At 72.3% G+C, this 16,844-nt stretch carries 10 protein-coding genes; 2 read left to right on the forward strand and 8 right to left on the reverse strand.

Features of this window, described 5'->3' with window-relative positions:
* Positions 1–587 precede the first annotated feature (587 nt).
* The 6 genes from I2W78_RS14640 to I2W78_RS14670 form a co-directional block, all read right to left on the reverse strand.
* The gene (locus I2W78_RS14640; RefSeq protein WP_230885452.1) at positions 588–1,055 is read right to left on the reverse strand and encodes a hypothetical protein; all 468 of its coding nucleotides are present in this window, start codon (positions 1,053–1,055) and stop codon (positions 588–590) included.
* Positions 1,019–2,776 carry a hypothetical protein gene (locus I2W78_RS14645; protein ID WP_196460186.1) on the reverse strand — a complete coding sequence of 586 codons (1,758 nt, stop codon included), beginning with the start codon at positions 2,774–2,776 and terminating at the stop codon, positions 1,019–1,021. Before I2W78_RS14645 ends, I2W78_RS14640 begins: the two co-directional genes overlap by 37 nt.
* 1,708 nt (positions 2,777–4,484) lie before the next feature.
* The gene (locus tag I2W78_RS14655; RefSeq protein ID WP_196460190.1) at positions 4,485–5,666 is read right to left on the reverse strand and encodes a VWA domain-containing protein; all 1,182 of its coding nucleotides are present in this window, start codon (positions 5,664–5,666) and stop codon (positions 4,485–4,487) included.
* A 43-nt stretch (positions 5,667–5,709) separates the two neighbouring features.
* Complete coding sequence (locus tag I2W78_RS14660) at positions 5,710–8,427, reverse strand: DUF5682 family protein (protein ID WP_445330150.1); 2,718 nt, start codon at positions 8,425–8,427, stop codon at positions 5,710–5,712.
* A 48-nt stretch (positions 8,428–8,475) separates the two neighbouring features.
* A complete protein-coding gene (locus I2W78_RS14665; protein WP_196460192.1) occupies positions 8,476–9,618 on the reverse strand; it encodes an ATP-binding protein in 1,143 nt (380 codons plus the stop codon).
* Positions 9,619–9,788: 170 nt separating this feature from the next.
* Complete coding sequence (locus I2W78_RS14670) at positions 9,789–11,033, reverse strand: IS110 family transposase (RefSeq protein WP_196460194.1); 1,245 nt, start codon at positions 11,031–11,033, stop codon at positions 9,789–9,791.
* A 353-nt stretch (positions 11,034–11,386) separates the two neighbouring features.
* Here I2W78_RS14670 and I2W78_RS14675 point away from each other — a divergent pair, with 353 nt between their 5' ends.
* Positions 11,387–12,742: an SWIM zinc finger family protein gene (locus I2W78_RS14675; protein WP_196460196.1), complete on the forward strand. Its 1,356-nt coding sequence runs from the start codon at positions 11,387–11,389 to the stop codon at positions 12,740–12,742.
* 233 nt (positions 12,743–12,975) lie between these two features.
* Here the strand turns inward: I2W78_RS14675 and I2W78_RS14680 are convergent, their stop codons facing one another.
* On the reverse strand, positions 12,976–14,166 hold the full coding sequence (locus I2W78_RS14680; RefSeq protein WP_307783691.1) for an IS110 family transposase: 1,191 nt from the start codon (positions 14,164–14,166) through the stop codon (positions 12,976–12,978).
* Between the two features lie 237 nt (positions 14,167–14,403).
* Between I2W78_RS14680 and I2W78_RS14685 the strand changes: the two genes are divergently transcribed.
* A complete protein-coding gene (locus I2W78_RS14685; protein WP_374222668.1) occupies positions 14,404–16,062 on the forward strand; it encodes a DUF5691 domain-containing protein in 1,659 nt (552 codons plus the stop codon).
* Positions 16,063–16,191: 129 nt separating this feature from the next.
* On the opposite strand, the gene I2W78_RS14690 is transcribed toward I2W78_RS14685, so the two are convergent.
* On the reverse strand, positions 16,192–16,608 hold the full coding sequence (locus I2W78_RS14690) for a cobalamin B12-binding domain-containing protein (protein WP_196460198.1): 417 nt from the start codon (positions 16,606–16,608) through the stop codon (positions 16,192–16,194).
* Positions 16,609–16,844 lie beyond the last annotated feature (236 nt).

The following is a 16,844-nucleotide window of genomic DNA, read 5'->3' on the forward strand; positions in this document are numbered from 1 at the left end:
ACACGCCGGTGCCAGCGCGGCGAACAGGTCGGGGGAACGCTGGTGACGGCGGCGGCGAACAGGTCGGGGAACACGCCAGTGACGGCTGCGGCAAACAGGTCGGGGAACACGTCAGTGACGGCGGCGGCGAACAGGCCAGGGGACACGTCAGTGACGGCGGCGGCGAACAGGCCAGGGGACACGCCAGTGACGGCGGCGGCAAACAGGCCAGGGGACACGCCAGTGACGGCGGCGGCAAACAGGCCAGGGGACACGCCAGTGACGGCGGCGGCGAACAGGCCAGGGGACACGCCAGTGACGGCGGCGGCGAACAGGTCGGGGAACACGCCGGTGACGGCGCAGGGCCTCACCGGGCTGGGGTTGACCCGGTGAGGCCCGTTGAGCTGCCCCGACGGGGTACGAACGGTGCGTCCCGCAGGGCTTCGGTCCGGCGATCCCCACCTCAATGGGGACCGCCGGACCCCGTCCGCAGGGTTCCGTCCGGACGAGCCGACGGTTTTCGGCCGCCCGTGCCGGGTGCCTGCGGGGTCGGGAGCACGCCTGGGGTGGCGTGCGGGTTTCTGGGTGCGCGCGGCGCGAGCGCCGGGTCAGATGCGGTACGTGCCGCCCTGACGCGTGTTGTGGACGTCCTGGACGGTGTGAAGGTCCTGGATGTTCTGGACGTGGCCCTGGGGGTGGCCATGGACGTGGCCCTGGGTGTGGCCATGGGCGTATCCCGGTGTGAGCGACTCGGCGACGCCCACCGCGCCGGTGACGGCGTGGCCGGTCAGCGAACCGCCGGTGGACTGGACGGTGCCGGTCAGGTCCTGCGCGAAGGGCGCGATGCCGTGCACGTGGGGAGCGGCCTCGCCGACCACGCCGCCCGCGAAGGAAGCGACCTCGTCCGTCACGCCGTACGCCAGCGCCGTCGCGCTGCCGCCGACGCCGTCGACCACCGGCCGCACGGTCTCGGTGACGGTGTCCACGAGCGGCTGGACCGCGCCGGTGACGCCGTCCACGAACGCCGGCACCTCACCCGTCACGCCCTCGGCGAACCCACCGGCCTGCCCGGCCACGCCGTACGCCAGCGGCGGTACGCCCCCGGCGACCCCGCCCGCGAAGGACTCGACGTCCCCGCCGACGCCGTACGCCAGCCCGCCCCGTCCACGACGGCCTGCCCGGCGACAGGCACGACGCCTTGCACGGCGGCATGCGCGACCGGCGGCAGCACGGCACCCGCGGTGTCCTCGGCGACCACCCCGACAAGCCCGGTGGCGTAAGGCGACAGGTCGGCGACGACACCCTGCGCGTACGGGGGTACGTCCGCGACGACACCCTGCGCATACGGCGACACGTCCGCGACGACACCCTGCGCATACGGCGACACGTTCGCGACGACACCCTGCGCATACGGCGAGACGTCGGCGACCGCACCCTGCGCATACGGCGGCACGTCCGCGACCACACCCTCGGCCACCGTCCGCACGTCACCGACCGCGCCTCCGGCCACGCCCCGCACATCCGTCACGGCCTGCCCGGCAACCGGCCCAACACCGGCGACCACACCACCCGCGACAGCCCGCACGTCCGCCACCGCCGCACCGGCGACCGGCGTCACGCCGGTCACCGCGTCGGTGACCGCGGGCTCCACCCCGTGCACGACACCCTCCGCAACCGGCGTCACTCCGGCCCCGATCCCGGCGACGGCCGGCGTCACACCCCACACCGCGTCACCCGCGACCGACGTCACCCCGGCCACCGCGTCACCCGCGACCGGCGCCACCCCGGCCACCGCGTCACCCGCGACCGGCGCCACCCCGGCCACCGCCTCACCGGCGACGGGCACCACCCCGGCCACGGCCCCCTCGGCAACCGGCCGCACCCCGCCGACGGCAGACCCGACCACGGGCGGCACCACAGCGGCCCCCGTCTCCGCGACAACCGACGCGACCGTCCCCGGTACACCGGCAACCGTGCCGGTGACATGGCCCGAGACGCCGTTGACGGTGCCCGTCACACGCCCCGACACCCCGTCAACGGTGCCCGTCACACGCCCCGGCACACCGGCAACGCTCGCCTCGGCGGCCCCGGCCACCGCACCGGCCTCACCCTCGGCGGTGCCGACCAGCCCCCCGGCCCGCCCGTCGACCCCGGCAACCGCACCCTGCGCCACGACGTTCGCACCCGCCGCCGTACGCCCCGCACCCGCGACCGCGTACTGCGCCTTCGTCCGTACGACGCCCTCGGCTCCCTGCGCCTGCGACAACGCCTGCTCCAGCTCAGGCGCGAACGCGGAGAGGGGGCCGAACAGGTAGTCGACCGCGTCCTGCGACGTAGCCGCGCCTGCGTCCGACACCGCAGCCTCGGCCGTGACCCCGGCCTCGACCGGCGCGGCCGCCCGAGCGGCCTGTGCCCCCTGAATGGCCTGCGCACCCCGGACCCTCACCGCCTCCGGAACCGTCACGTCGGCATCGACATACCGACGCGCCTGCTCCGCACCGACCGCCTTGTCGATCGTCGCGCTGGTCTTCAGGTCGCTGGTCTTCGCGTCGGTGGCCTTCGCGTCGGTGTTCGCGGTGGCCGTCTCGGAAACCGTCTCCGTCACCTCGGAGACAACCCCGTCAACCGCATCGGCGACCTCGACCTCGCCGAGCGAACCCTCGGCATCAGCGGTCGTGTCCGACACAGACAGGGAAGAAGCGGGCAGTTCATCGGCGCTCGCGACTGCGGAACCGAGCGCCCACGCGCCGGTGACCCCGGCGGCTATAACGATGGAACGACGGATGTTCTTGTTCATTGCGTGCGTCTGATCCTTCGGGAATGGACGTCCGCGACCGGACGTCCGAGGCACGAGCCCACCAGCCGGATCGCCGGGCAACGGCGACCTCCGACCGGGGCTCTTGCCAAGGGACTTGGGGACCTTCCGGCACCGTCTCCGACCGCGATCCCGGCACTCGGGACCAGCGAGAACTTCGGATACGACGCCGACGGCTTCCGTCCGTCGACCAGTAATGGTCCGGACGGTCGGGCAGACCTGTTCCGCCCCCGCGCGACAGGTCTACGGCGGGGGAAAGGCCTGCCCTAGCCGGGGAAAACGGGAATGTCCCGGTGCCGGTCCCGCGTCCCGTCCGCCTCGACGCGAACGGCCGCGCCCGGCATCAGCCACAACGGCGCCCGCTGACTCACCGTCACCGCGTGCGCGTCACCATGCCGCGACGAACCACTGTCCGCCGCCGACAGACTGCCCAGCGCGCCATCACCACGACCGGCGGGCGCGTGATCCGTGGGCACGTACTCCCCACCGACGTCACCACGCTGCCGAACACCGTCTCGGTCCACCGCGGCAACCACACCACCGGAGGACACGCCAAGGCCCGGCCCATGAACGCCACTCGCCCCCGCCGAACGGCCCCGCTCCTCACAACCACCATCATGAGAAGCCGAACCCCCCACCCCACTCGGCACCGGCGCCACCGTGTCGGGCAGCGGCAGAGTCCGCCCCGGAAGCTCGGAAACCCCGGGAAGCGCGGGAATCTGGGGAACCCCAGGCACCCCAGGCCCTACGGGGACCTCGGGAAACGCCGGCACGCCGGGAGACGCGGGGATGCCGGGAAATGCGGGGACACCGGGAATCGCGGGGTCGCCGGGCAGCCCGGTGCCTCCGGGCAGCGCCGGGACGTCGGGCACGGCGGGGTCGCCGGGCAGCGCGGAGACCCCGGGCAGCGCGGGCACTCCGGGCAGCGCGGTGGCCTCGGGAAGCCCAGGCAGACCGGGCACCTCCGGCAGTCCTCCGGGCCGCTCCGACCGTCCCGACAGTCCCGGTTGGGCAGGCAGGTCAGAGATGTCAGGCAAACCAGCAGTGGCCCCGGACAGCGAGGGCGGCTCCGGCCGCACAGGCAACCCGGGCGCCGACCCCCGGCCCTCAACCTCCGCCGGCGGACCGGTCACCGTCTCCACGGCATCCTCGACCGGCCGCCCAACCCGCTCACCCACGGACCGTCCGACGCCCTGAACCACCGGCTGCCCAACGGCCGATTCATCCGACCGACCCGAGCCGACCACACCGCCCCGTGAACCGTCGAAGCGGCCCTCGCCGCCCGCGCGCTCACCCGTCAGCACGGCCACCGGCGCATCCACTCGGGTCAAGGCCCCCGAGCCCGGCGCGCCTTCAGCCGCGTCCGCCCGCTCCCCGCACAGCACCCCCAGCACGAACAGCCCACCCACCAGCAGGACCAGGTGCAGCGCACGCCGCCCCGCCGCCACGCGCAACGCACGCGCGGCGGCGCCGGACAGAGCGGCTGACCAGATCAAGAGGGGGCGGATCCTCCCGTGCGGCGGAACAAGTCACGTATCGACGACTACGCGGGACGGGCAAGCGGAGCGCACCGCCCCGCCGATGAGGCGTCGATCCTTGCACGTGACTCCCGAGGTTGCGCAAGTCCCCCGTTACCGATGGGTAGTCATATCCCCTTTCGAACGGGACTCACCCGTTCCTCCCCCGGTCGTCACACGGTGTCCGGTATCGGCAGCGGACGCTTCTCGATCGCCGCCGCCATCACCTCCGGGAACAGGTCCGGCGTACAGGCGAACGCCGGCGCCCCGAGCGCCGCCAGCGCGGCCGCGTGCTCCCGGTCGTAGGCGGGCGCTCCCTCGTCCGACAACGCCAGCAGCGTCACGAACTGCACCCCCGACCCCTTCATCGCCGCCACCCGCTTCAGCATCTCGTTCCGTATCCCCCCTTCGTAGAGGTCGCTGATCAGCACGACCACCGTCTCCGCGGGCCGGGTGATCTGCGACTGGCAGTACGCCAGCGCCCTGTTGATGTCCGTACCGCCGCCGAGTTGCGTGCCGAAGAGCACATCGACCGGGTCGTCAAGCTGCTCGGTGAGGTCGACGACCGCGGTGTCGAACACGACGAGTCGCGTGGATATCGTCCGCATGGAGGCCAGCACCGCCCCGAACACCGACGCGTACACCACCGACGCCGCCATGGATCCCGACTGGTCGATACAGAGGATGACCTCCTTCTTCACTGACTGGGACGCCCGCCCGTAACCGATCAGCCGCTCCGGTACGACTGTTCGGTACTCCGGCAGGTAGTGCTTGAGGTTGGCCGCGATCGTGCGGTTCCAGTCGATGTCGTGGTGGCGCGGCCGGTTGATGCGCGCGCTGCGGTCGAGGGCCCCGCTGAGGGTGGCCCGGGTACGGGTGGCGAGCCGCTTCTCGAGGTCCTCGACGACCTTGCGTACGACGGCCCGTGCCGTCTCCTTCGTCGTTTCCGGCATCGCCTTGTTCAGCGACAGCAGCGTGCCGACGAGATGCACGTCGGCCTCCACGGCCTGGAGCATCTCCGGCTCCAGCAACAGCGCGGACAGCCCGAGCCGGTCGATGGCGTCCCGCTGCATGACCTGCACTACGGACGACGGGAAGTATGTCCGGATGTCCCCGAGCCAGCGCGCCACGGACGGCGCCGAAGCCCCCAGCCCCGCCGAACGCTCCCTACCCGCCTGCGGCTTGTCCCCCTTCCCGTAGAGCGCGGACAGCGCCCCGTCCATCGCGGCGTCCCGTCCACCGAGCGCACACCCGGTGCCGTCCGCCGCCTCACCCCCCAGCACCAGCCGCCACCGCCGCAGCCGCTCCCGCCCGGCGTCATCCAGCTCAGCCACGCCCATGGCTTCCGCAGTCATACGTCCTCCTCCCCACGCAGCCGATGAGTCCCGCTCCCGCTCGTCACGCCACCCCCACCAGCTCTGCGCTGCCCTCTTTCTCCGCCCCGTCCAGCCCCAGCAGCATCCGCACCACCGGCAGCACGGCATCGGCGCGCTCGACGTCGAGCCCCGCCCCGAAGCCCGGTATCCCCGAGCCCACGGCCTCCGCGCTACCCCGCTGCCCGGGCCCCCGCCGCACCAGCTCCCCCAGCGTCCTGCGGACCCCCGGCTCGAACGCCGAGAAGGTGCGCCGCAGCAGCGGCAGCACGTCCGTGAACGCCTCCGCCGGCACCCCGGTCAGCCAACCGTCGACCAGCCCCAGCAGCCGTTCGTCGTGCACGAGCAGCATCCCGCCGCCGCCCCCGCCGACGAACCCCTCGATCCACGCGGCCGCGTCCCCCGGGGGCGTCCCGGGCGAGAGCACCAGCCCCATCAACCGCGCCGCCTCGTCCCGCGCCATCTCCCCGTCGTCCAACAGCAGCCGCACCGCACGGCCGCGGATCACGCCCGGCACAGTGTCCCGCGCGCAGAGCACCCGGAGCACCGCGTGCCATCGGCCCCGCAAGTCACCGTGTCCCGCTGCCGGCGCCTCACCGAGGAGCCCCACCGCCGTGTGCACCGCGTCCACATGACGCCGCATCTCCTCGGCCGCGTCCGTGTCGAGCGCGGCACACGCGGGCGGCAGTCCGACGAAGATCCGCTCGGCCAGACCTGCGGCGACCTCCGCGAGGGCGCCGGTGTCCGTGCCCCGCACGTCCCCGTAGCGCAGCGAGCGGACCAGGGCCGGGAGCGCCTGGGCGAGGTGGCCGACGTCGGCGTCGAGGGCCGCCCGGTCGGCGAGGATCCGCATCACCGCCGGAAGCGCGTCCGGCAGTTCGGCCAGCAGGCAGCGCTCGGCGAGTCCGGTGACCTCGGCGAGGCCCTGCGCCGCCGTGGCGTCGGCCTCCGCCCTGGATGTCGCGGCGGCGAGCACGGTCGTGCCCCACACCCCCGCCTCGGCGACCCGCACCGAAAGCTCCGGCTCCCAGCGCAGCCGCCAGGTCTCCCGAAACGTCCCCGTGCTGCCTCGCGACATCATCGGCTCGCCCCACGCCACGCCCAGCAACCGCAGCCGATGCAGCAACCTGCTGCGCCCGGCATCGGTCTCCTTGCGCAGATCGAGCTCCAGCTCCCGCTCCAGCGCCTCCGGCTTCAGCCGCAGCCGCCGCTGCAGCCGGGCGAGGTCCCGCTGCAACGGCACCGCCGGCGCCGCTTCCGGCACCTCCCCCAGGACGTCCCCCACCACCAGCCGGTCGTGGACCAGCGCCAGCGGCACGTCCGACCCCTCGCACATCACCGCCCGCACGGCGTCGGTCGTCTCACCGAGCCCGGCCAGTGGACGCCCGCGCATCGCGGCGAGTGTCTCCGCCAGCCGCACCGCCTCGATGACGTGCGCGGAGGAGACGGTCCGGTCCTCGGCCCGCAGCAGCCCCGCCACCTTGGTCATCCATCGCTCGACGGGCCGGTCCGGCGCCGAGAAAAGGTGCCCGTACCACCCTGGCGAGTCGATCCCCGCGCCGTACCCGCTCGCCCGCGCCAGGCGGCGATTCGTCCACGGCACCCATGTCATGTCGATCTTGACCTTGGGCAGCCCCTTCACCAGCGCGCGGTCCGCCGCGACCGTTACCTTCTGCCGCAGCGCCGGCACATGCCACGCCCCGCACACCACGGCCACGCCGCCACCGAACTCCCGCTGCGCCGCCCTGACTTGGAGCCGCATATACGCCTCCCGCACGAGGTCCCGGTCATGTCCCCCGCTCCCGTACACCTCCCGCAGCGCGCCCATCGCCTCCTCGACCACGGCGAACGGAGCGAACACGTCCCCCTCACCGAGCCCTCGATGCTCGACGACGTCCTCCCACCAGCGCTCGGCGTCGTCATAACCGGCGGCCTCGGCGAGCACACCGAGCGGATCGACTCGCACATCGGGCTGCGGGACGCCGCCAGCACCGGTGTCCCGGTCGGCGGTCGCGTCGGCATCAGCGCCAGTGTCGGCATTGGCGTCGGCGTCGGCCGGGCCTTCGGTGTCGGCCCTGGCGGTGGCATCGGCGTCACGGTCGGCGGTGGCGGTTGCGCCGGCGTCGCGGTCGGCGGTGACGTCGGCATCAGCGCCGGTGTCGGCATCGGCGTCGGCGTCGGCCGGGCCCTCGGTGTCGGCATCGACCGGGACATCGGTGTCGGCGTCGACCTGGGCATCGGTGCTGGTGTGGGCGTCGGGACCGGCTTCACCGACCCCACCATCCCCGCCATCCCCGCCAGCCCCGCCATCCACAGCCGACTTCTCCTCCGGCCCGCTCCCCCACACCAGCGTGTGCGTGGCCGGCAGGTCGATGAAGCGGGCCGGGACCCCCTGCTCCAGGGCCCATCGGATCGCCACCCACTCCGGCGAGAACTCGGCCAGCGGCCAGAACGCCGAACGCCCGGGCTCGTCCACGGCATGCGCGAGCAGGGCGACCGGCGGCCGCATGTCCTCGTCCCCGGCCAGCGGAATCAGCGCGTCGGCCTCGGACGGGCCCTCGATCAACACCACCCGCGGCCGGGCCGCGTCCAACGCGGCCCGCACGGCCCGAGCCGACCCCGGCCCGTGATGCCGTACGCCGAGCAGCAGCGGCTCGGTGCCGGTCCATCCGCTGCTCCCGGCGTTCTCAACGCCCGTCACACCGTCCCCCTCGCCTACGAGGCCACCCCAGATCGTCGTCATCCTTCGCGCCGACGCACACCACGACCGCTGCCTCCCACCCGTTGACGCTCATGCGCTCACCTCCCGGCAGGCCCGGTAGAAGTCCTTCCAGCCGTCCCGCTCCCGCACGACCGCCTCCAGGTACTCCTGCCAGACGACCCGGTCCGCCGCCGGATCCCGTACGACCGCGCCGAGAATGCCCGCGGCGACATCGCTCGGCCGCAGCACCCCGTCGCCGAAATGGGCGGCCAGCGCGAGGCCGTTGGTGACAACGGAGATCGCCTCGGCGGTGGACAGCGTGCCGCTGGGCGACTTGACCTTTGTACGGCCGTCGGCCGTGATCCCGTCCCGCAGCTCGCGGAAGACGGTCACCACGCGCCGGATCTCGTCGACGCCGTCGGGCACGGCCGGCAGGTCGAGAGAGCGGCCGATCTGGTCGACGCGGCGCGAGACGATGTCGACCTCGGCCTCCACGCTGTCCGGCAGCGGCAGCACCACCGTGTTGAAGCGGCGGCGCAGCGCGCTGGACAGGTCGTTGACCCCGCGGTCACGGTCGTTGGCCGTGGCGATCAGATTGAAGCCGCGGACGGCCTGCACCTCCTGCCCCAACTCCGGTATCGGCAGGGTCTTCTCCGACAGGATCGTGATGAGGGTGTCCTGTACATCGGCCGGGATCCGGGTCAGTTCCTCGACCCGCGCGGTCATCCCCTCTGCCATGGCCCGCATCACGGGACTGGGCACGAGTGCGTCCCGGCTGGGACCGTGGGCGAGCAGCTGTGCGTAGTTCCACCCGTACCGGATCGCCTCCTCCGGTGTGCCGGCGGTGCCCTGCACCAGCAGCGTCGAGTCGCCGCTGACCGCCGCGGCCAGGTGCTCGGACACCCATGTCTTCGCGGTGCCGGGCACACCGAGCAGGAGCAGGGCGCGGTCGGTGGCCAGCGTGGTGACGGCGACCTCGATGATGCGGCGCGGGCCCACGTACTTAGGTGTGATCACTGTGCCGTCGGGCAGCGTCCCACCGAGCAGGTAGGTGGTCACGGCCCACGGCGACAGCTTCCAGCGGGCCGGGCGCGGCCGGTCGTCCTGCACCGCCAGCGCGGCGAGTTCATCCGCGAAGGCGTCCTCGGCGTGCGGCCGCAGCGCCTCCGCTTCTTCTTGCGCGGACGTGTTCTCGGTCTGATCGACGGACGTCGGTTCCACGGACACAGGCATGGCTGAGTCCCCCTCCAGCTCGGCCGGTTCGGATCTGGCATCCACGTTGCACCACGCCACTGACAATGCGCTCTGACGCGTAAATAGGTCCAGGTCAGGGGTTGTTTGGGCAGGGCTGAGCGTCCGGTGGCCGCAGGGGCTGCCGGGGCTGCCGGGCGGTCGTGGGGTGGTCAGGCTGTGGTTCCCAGCGGGTTGAGGGTGACGGTGTAGCCGAGCTGGTTGAGGGCGTTGATCGCGCGGCGGGTGGCGCGTTCGGGGTCGCGCTGGGTGAAGTAGGCGCCGCCGAGCTCGCGGTAGGTGACGTGGTCGGTGAGCATGTGCCAGATCGCGGTGATGATCGAGTGCTCGACGGCGACCAGGGCCCTGAGCGGGCCGCGGCGGGCGGTGAGCCGCTTGTAACGGGCTTGCAGGTAGGTGTCTTTGGTTCTCACCGCGCCGAACGCCGCGAGCCCGAGTGCTCCCTTCAGGTAGGGATTGCCGGGGCGGACCTTGGTGTTCTTGGTGCGGCCGGCGGACTCGTGGTGGCCGGGGCAGACCCCGGCCCAGGAGGCGAGGTGCCGGGCGGAGGCGAAGCGGGCCATGTCGCCGCCGGTCTCCGCGATGATCACCTCGGCGACCGCGCGGTTGATCCCGGGGATGGTGTCGAGCAGGTCGAGGGCGCCTCGAAAGGGGGCCATCGCCTCCTCGATCCGCGCATCCAGCTGCCCGACCGCATCCGTGAGCTGGTCGTAGTGGTCCAGGTGCAGCCGGACCAGGAAGGCATGATGGTCGCGGGAGCGGCCGGTCAGGGCCTCGGTGAGTTCGGGAATCTTGTTGCGGAGCTTGCGTTTGGCCAGCTCCGCGAGGGTCTGTGGTTCGCGTTCGCCCGAGACGAGAGCCTCCAGCATGGCCCGGCCGGAGACGCCCATGATGTCGGAGGCAACCGCGGCAAGTTTGATCCCGGTGTCCTCCAGCAGCTTCTCCAGGCGCTGGACGATCTGGCCGCGCTCGCGGGTGAGCTGGGTGCGGGCGCGGGTCAGGTCCCGCAGTTCACGCACGGGCTGGTCGGGCACGAACGACGGCCTGACCAGGCCGTGGGCGCCGAGCTGGGCCAGCCAGGCCGCATCGGAGACGTCGGTCTTGCGGCCGGGCAGGTTCTTGACCTGCCGGGCGTTGACCAGGATCACGGCCAAGTCCTCGGACAGCAGGTAGTAGAACGGCTTCCAGTAGTCGCTGGTTGCCTCGATCACCACCAGGGTGACCTCGGCGGCGAGCAGGTGATCCCGCAGCGCAAGGACCGCGTTCGTCGTCGAACCCCACGTCGTGGTCTCGGTGGTGAACGACCCCCGCCGTTTCGCAGTCGGCGTGCGAACGCACACCTTGGCGTCCTTCTTGCTGATGTCCACACCAGCGCAGCGTTCGTGCAGCACGTCCACAGCTCTGCTCCCTCCCAGCCGGCAACCGGTACACCGTTCCGGGAGGGCCAGGGCGAAACAGGAATTCTGACGCACGTGCTCACAGCAACACTCCACGGTTCCCGTGGACGGCCCTCAGTGCCACGCTGACCTGCGAGCTCACCGGCATCACAGAGACATCGGCTTCGGCCGGAACGAACCCCTCCAGCGTCCCGGACCGGCATCACCCCACGTCAGGGCAGACGGAAGCACCTTCGGCGCACGCCACGGGATTTACCACGCCCCCGGCGCGCACCAAAGGTGCGCTGGTTCGCTGACCTGCGAAAACACTCTCGCGGAGGCGATTGTCAGTGGTGGGATCTACCTTCGATGGCATGACTCAGCAGGGGGTGCGCTGGACTGCGGAACAGGTGCTGGCACTGGCGCCTGACGCCGCGTCACGCAAGGCGGGAAGCAAACTCGGAGCGGCCGGGCCGTGGTCCGAGACGGGGAGTTCCGACGAGGGGACGGTATGGGGACTGTGCAAGGGCAGTGGCAGCAAGCCGTATCAGACGGTCATCGACATCGCGGACGCGTCCGGCCCCGCGTACAAATGCAGTTGTCCGAGCCGCAAGTTCCCGTGCAAACACGCGCTCGGGCTGCTGCTGCTCTGGTCGGGTGACGACGCGGCGGTGCCGCCGGGTCAGGCGCCGGACTGGGCCGAGCAGTGGACTGCGGGCCGACGGCAGCGCGCCGCGGAGAAACGGACGCCGGGCACGGCGGGTTCGCCGGCCGCCGCCGCTGATCCGGAGGCGGCGCGGCGCAGGGCAGAGCGCCGCGCCGAGCGGGTCACTGCGGGCGCGACCGAGTTGGAGCAGCGCCTGGCGGACCTGCTGCGGGGCGGCCTGGCCGCGGCCGAGCAGGCGGGGTACGGGCTGTGGGAGGAGACGGCGGCCCGCATGGTCGACGCCCAGGCGCCCGGACTGGCAGCGCGGGTAAGGGAGTTGGGTGCGATCCCGGCGTCCGGTCCGGGGTGGCCAGTGCGGCTGCTGGAGGAGTGCGCTCTGCTCCACCTCCTCGACCAGGGCTGGCTGCACCGTGACCGGCTGCCGGAGAGCCTGGCGGCGACGGTCCGCTCCCGTATCGGCCTGCCCGCCTCGGCGGACGGCCCGCCGGTGCGCGACCGCTGGCTGGTCATGGCCCAGTACGACACGGCGGACACCCGACTGACGACGCGCCGCATCTGGCTGTACGGCGCCGACTCCGACCGCACCGCTCTCCTTCTTTCCTATGGCGCGGCCGGCCGAGCCCCCGAGCTCGCCCTGCCGGTCGGCCTGACCCTGGAGGCAGAGGTGTCGGCCTACCCGGGCGCGGGCCAGGCGCGCGCGGCCCTCGGCGAACAGTTCGCGCCGCCCGCACCGACGCCGATACGGCCTCCGGGCATGACGACGACCCAAGCCGCCGCCCACTACGGCGAGGCGCTCCGCGCCGACCCGTGGCTCGACTCGGTCCCGGTGACCCTGGACCGGGTCATACCGACCCCGGACGGCGACTCCTGGCAGCTGGCGGACGCCGACGAGGACGCGGCGCTGCCCCTCACCCCGGCCGCCCGCTCCCGCCCCGGCCTCTGGCGCCTCGTCGCCCTCTCGGGCGGCACGCCCGTCAAGGTCTTCGGCGAGTGCGGCCACCAGGGCTTCACCCCGCTGACGGCCTGGCCGCAGGGAGCGGCCCCAGCGGTACCGCTGTGCTGACCCCGCCCATGACCGACGTACATCCCGGACATCACCGCGGTTCGTCCCAGACGTCACCGCCGCGAACCCCGGCCGTCATGCGATTCGTCCCGGCCCGTCAGAGCCGCAAACCCCGGCCGTCACCGCGATTCGCCCCGGCCATCACCGCCACCGCTGCAAGCCTCGGCCGTCACCGCCATTACATCGCGGCCGACCGCGGACCAGCGCGCCGAAAGGACTTCCCAATCGTGATGTCAAGCCGCAGCCGTGATGGGAGGTGAACCTTGATAGCACTGTCCGTCACGGATCATCGCCCACAGCACGTTGAGCCTGCGGCGGGCGAGCGCGAGCAGAGCCTGCTTGTGCCCCTTCCCCTCACTCCTCTTGCGCTGGTAGTACGCCTTGGAGGCGGGGCAGGTTGTGATGCTGACCATCGCCGAGAGGTACATGCTCCGCAGCAGGCCGCGGTGATAGCGCCTGGGCCTGCGCAGGTTGCCGCTCACGCGGCCGGAGTCACGGGGTCTGGGGGCCAGGCCGGCGAAGCCGGCCAGCCGGTCCGCACTGCCGAAGGCGTCCATGTCACCGCCGGTCGCGGCGATGAACTCGGCGCCGAGCTTGGTGCCCATGCCGGGCATACTGCGGATCACCTCGGCGTGCGGGTGCTCGCGAAACTTGGCCTCGATCAGAGCGTCGAGCTCGGCGATTTCCTCATCGAGGGCCATCACCCCCTTCGCCAGGCGGGCCACCATGGCGGCAGCCAGCTTCTCGCCCGGCAGCGCGGTCTGCTGGGCCTGGGCGGCCTCCACGGCCGTCCTCGCGAGTGTGGCGGCGCCGCGCACCTTGCGGTTCTTCAGCCAGCTCTCGATCCTCTTGGCGCCCGCGCGGCGGATCGCGGCCGGGGTCTGGTAGCCGGTCAGCAGCATCACCGGGCCCTTGTTGACCAGGTCCAGCGACCGCTCCAACGCGGGGAAGATCTCCAGCAGCTGAGCCCGCAGGCGGTTGATCTGCCGGGTGCGGTCGAACACCACGTCCAAGCGGCGGGTGGTCAGGGTGCGCAGGTCGACGGCGATCTCGTCGCCCGGCCGCAGGAGGCCGAGGTCGCGGCGGACACGGGCCTGGTCGGCGATGACGAACGCGTCCCTGGCATCCGTCTTGCCTTCGCCCTTGTAGGTCGCCGAGGCGCGGTGGACCGCCAGGCCGGTGAGGTAGGCCATGGGCTGGCCATGGCTGAGCAACAGGCCGATGAGCAGGGCGGCGCCACCGTGGTTGAGGTCGACGGCCCACAGCACGTCGGTGGATATCTCCAACACGTCGCCGATGAGCTGGAGCAGCTCGGTCTCGTCGTTCAGGACCCGGCGGGACAGCAGCCGCTGACCGTCCGCGTCGATCACCACGCAGTGGTGGTGTTCCTTGCCGATGTCCACCCCGGCCCAGATCTCGGGCACGTTCCCTCCGCCAGCTCGCCGTCACGTCCATCCCGCAGACGACCTCGCCGACGTTGTCCTACAGCAGCGATCAAGTCGCGTCTCCCAATTGGCGGTCGAGTCGTCGCGGGGCTCCGGGCGGCCAAGTCCTTTGAGCCATCGAGCGGTCTCTCCCGTGACAGCCATACCCAGAACCCCTGGGCCCTCCGATCTTACGAATGACCAGATCAGACCCACGACTTGAAAGGTAGGACTCTCGTGAACAGGACAGCGACTCCTGTGGGCCCGCCCGCACCGGGCGCCCTCGCCGCCCACGGTCACGCGGGCGCCACCGCGTGGGAGGACCTGGTCACCACCGCCCTGCTCGGCACGGACCGGCGCACGCCGCCGCCCTCGCCCGCCGCACCGGGCAGGGAAGCACCGATGGCCCTGCTGGACGCAGCGGCCGCGGAGACCGTACGACGCCGGGCCGGCCTCCGCCCCGCACGCCCGGCGCCCCGCCCGGACCCGGCCCCCGAGGACGCGCGCCCGCCCCTGCCCGCCGCCGCGGCCCGCAGACTCGCCCTGCTGCTGGCCGACCGCCCAGGCGCGTCCGGCGGCGGCCGCAGAGGCACGGCACCCGACCTCATGGAGCTGCTCCCGCAGTGGCTCGCCCTGGCCAACGCCCACCACTACGCGGCGCCCCCGGAGGCGCTGCCCGCCCTCCTCGACGCGGCCCGCGGTCGTACGGACCTCCGCCCCGCCGTCCTGACCTTCGCAGGCCCGCGCGCTCTGTGGCTGGCCCGCCTCAACCCGGACTGGCGCTTCGCCCTGCGTGCGACGCCGGGCGGAGGCACGACGCTGCCGCATCTCGAAGACACGGAGAAGGTGCGGCAGCTCTGGGACGAGGGCCTGTTCGCCGAGCGGGTGTCCCTCCTGGCCGCATTCCGCGCCCAGGCACCCATCGGCGCACGCGACCTGCTCGCATCGACCTGGAGCACTGAACGGGCCGAGGACCGCCTGATGTTCCTCGACTCCCTCCGTACGAACCTCACCGCCGACGACGAGCCGTTCCTGGAACAGGCCCTGGCCGACCGAAGCCGCAACGTACGGGCCACGGCGGCCGAGCTGCTCTCGGCACTGCCCGGCTCGGCACTGGCCGCCCGGATGGCGGTCCGGGCCGGAGCGTGCGTGGCCGTGGACCACACCGGGGACACGCCCACACTCTCCGTCGAGGCGCCCCATGAATGCGACGCGAGCATGGAGCGGGACGGCGTGGTCGCCAAGGCCCCCGCCGGGCGCGGCGAACGCTCCTGGTGGTTCGGCCAGTTGGTGGAGGCGGCGCCCCTCACGACCTGGCAGGCGCGACTGGGCGGGCGTACGCCGCAGGAGATCGTGGCACTCCCGGTGGCCGACGACTGGCAGGCCGAACTGCACGCCGCGTGGTGCCGGGCGGCCGTCAGACAGCGGAACGCCGACTGGGCCCGCGCCCTGCTCGGCACGCCCTCGGCCCCGGAGGCCGGCGGCCCCGGCGCGGTGTCGCTGGCCGAGCGGGCCAAGCTGCTGGACACCCTCGGCGCCGAGGAGCGAGCCGAGTGGGTCGCCGGATTCATCGCCACGCACGGCCTGTCCGAGGCGTTCCAGCTGCTGGGGGTGTGTGCGGTGCCGTGGTCCCCGCCCCTCGGACGAGCGGTCGTCGACGCGCTCAACATCGCGCGGGACGCGGGAAGTTATCCATGGAGTTTCAGTGGAGTGATGGGCCTGGCCGAACGCTGCCTAGACCCGTCCGAGGCCAACCGCCTCGACGGCCTGCTGGCGGTACCCGAGGAACCGGAGAACGCATCACCAGGAGCTGGCGGCTACTGGGCCGAGGCCTTCCAGCGCCTGGTCACGACCTTGCGCCTACGAGCGGCGATGGCCGAGGAGCTGAACCCTTGACGAAGTGGACCACGACACCCGGCCTCGCCTGTCCCACCGCGGAAACAGGCGCCACACCCCGTCACGGCAGCAGAGCACCACCCCACGACGCGTGGCCCCGCCTCGAAAACGCAGCGCCGCCTCAGAGGCTCACGCCTCCGCCGGCTGCCGCACGTTCGCCCGTACCCACTCCACGATCGACGCGGTCGTCGCCCCGGGCGTGAAGATCTCGGCGACACCCTTCTCCTTCAGCGGCGCGATGTCCCCCTCGGGAATGATGCCGCCGCCGAAGACCAGGATGTCCTCCGCGTCACGCTCCTTGAGGAGGTCGATCACGGCGGCGAAGAGCGTGTTGTGCGCCCCGGAAAGGATCGACAGCCCGATGGCGTCGGCGTCCTCCTGGATCGCGGTGTCGACGATCTGCTCGGGCGTCTGGTGGAGCCCCGTGTAGATGACCTCCATACCGGCATCCCGCAGCGCCCGTGCGATCACCTTGGCCCCGCGATCGTGGCCGTCGAGCCCCGGCTTGGCCACCACCACGCGGATCGGACCGGCTGCCACACCCATCACTGCCTCCATGAAGCGATTTCATCCATCCGTACCGACAAGTACCGCACAGATCCCTCATGCCCGTACGCGCGGCGCGCCACCCGCACCCACGGCCACCGCGCACTCGCCGGGCCGCACCCCCACCGGGGAAGTGAACGAACGTTATCGCCAGCAGGCCGCAACCGGCAGTTTTACGCTGTGGACCGAGGGGGAAATCACATAGTGGGACACATTCGAACGCGCGGAGTTCCATG

The sequence above is a fragment of the Streptomyces spinoverrucosus genome, assembly GCF_015712165.1.
Taxonomy (GTDB): Bacteria; Actinomycetota; Actinomycetes; order Streptomycetales; family Streptomycetaceae; genus Streptomyces; species Streptomyces spinoverrucosus_A.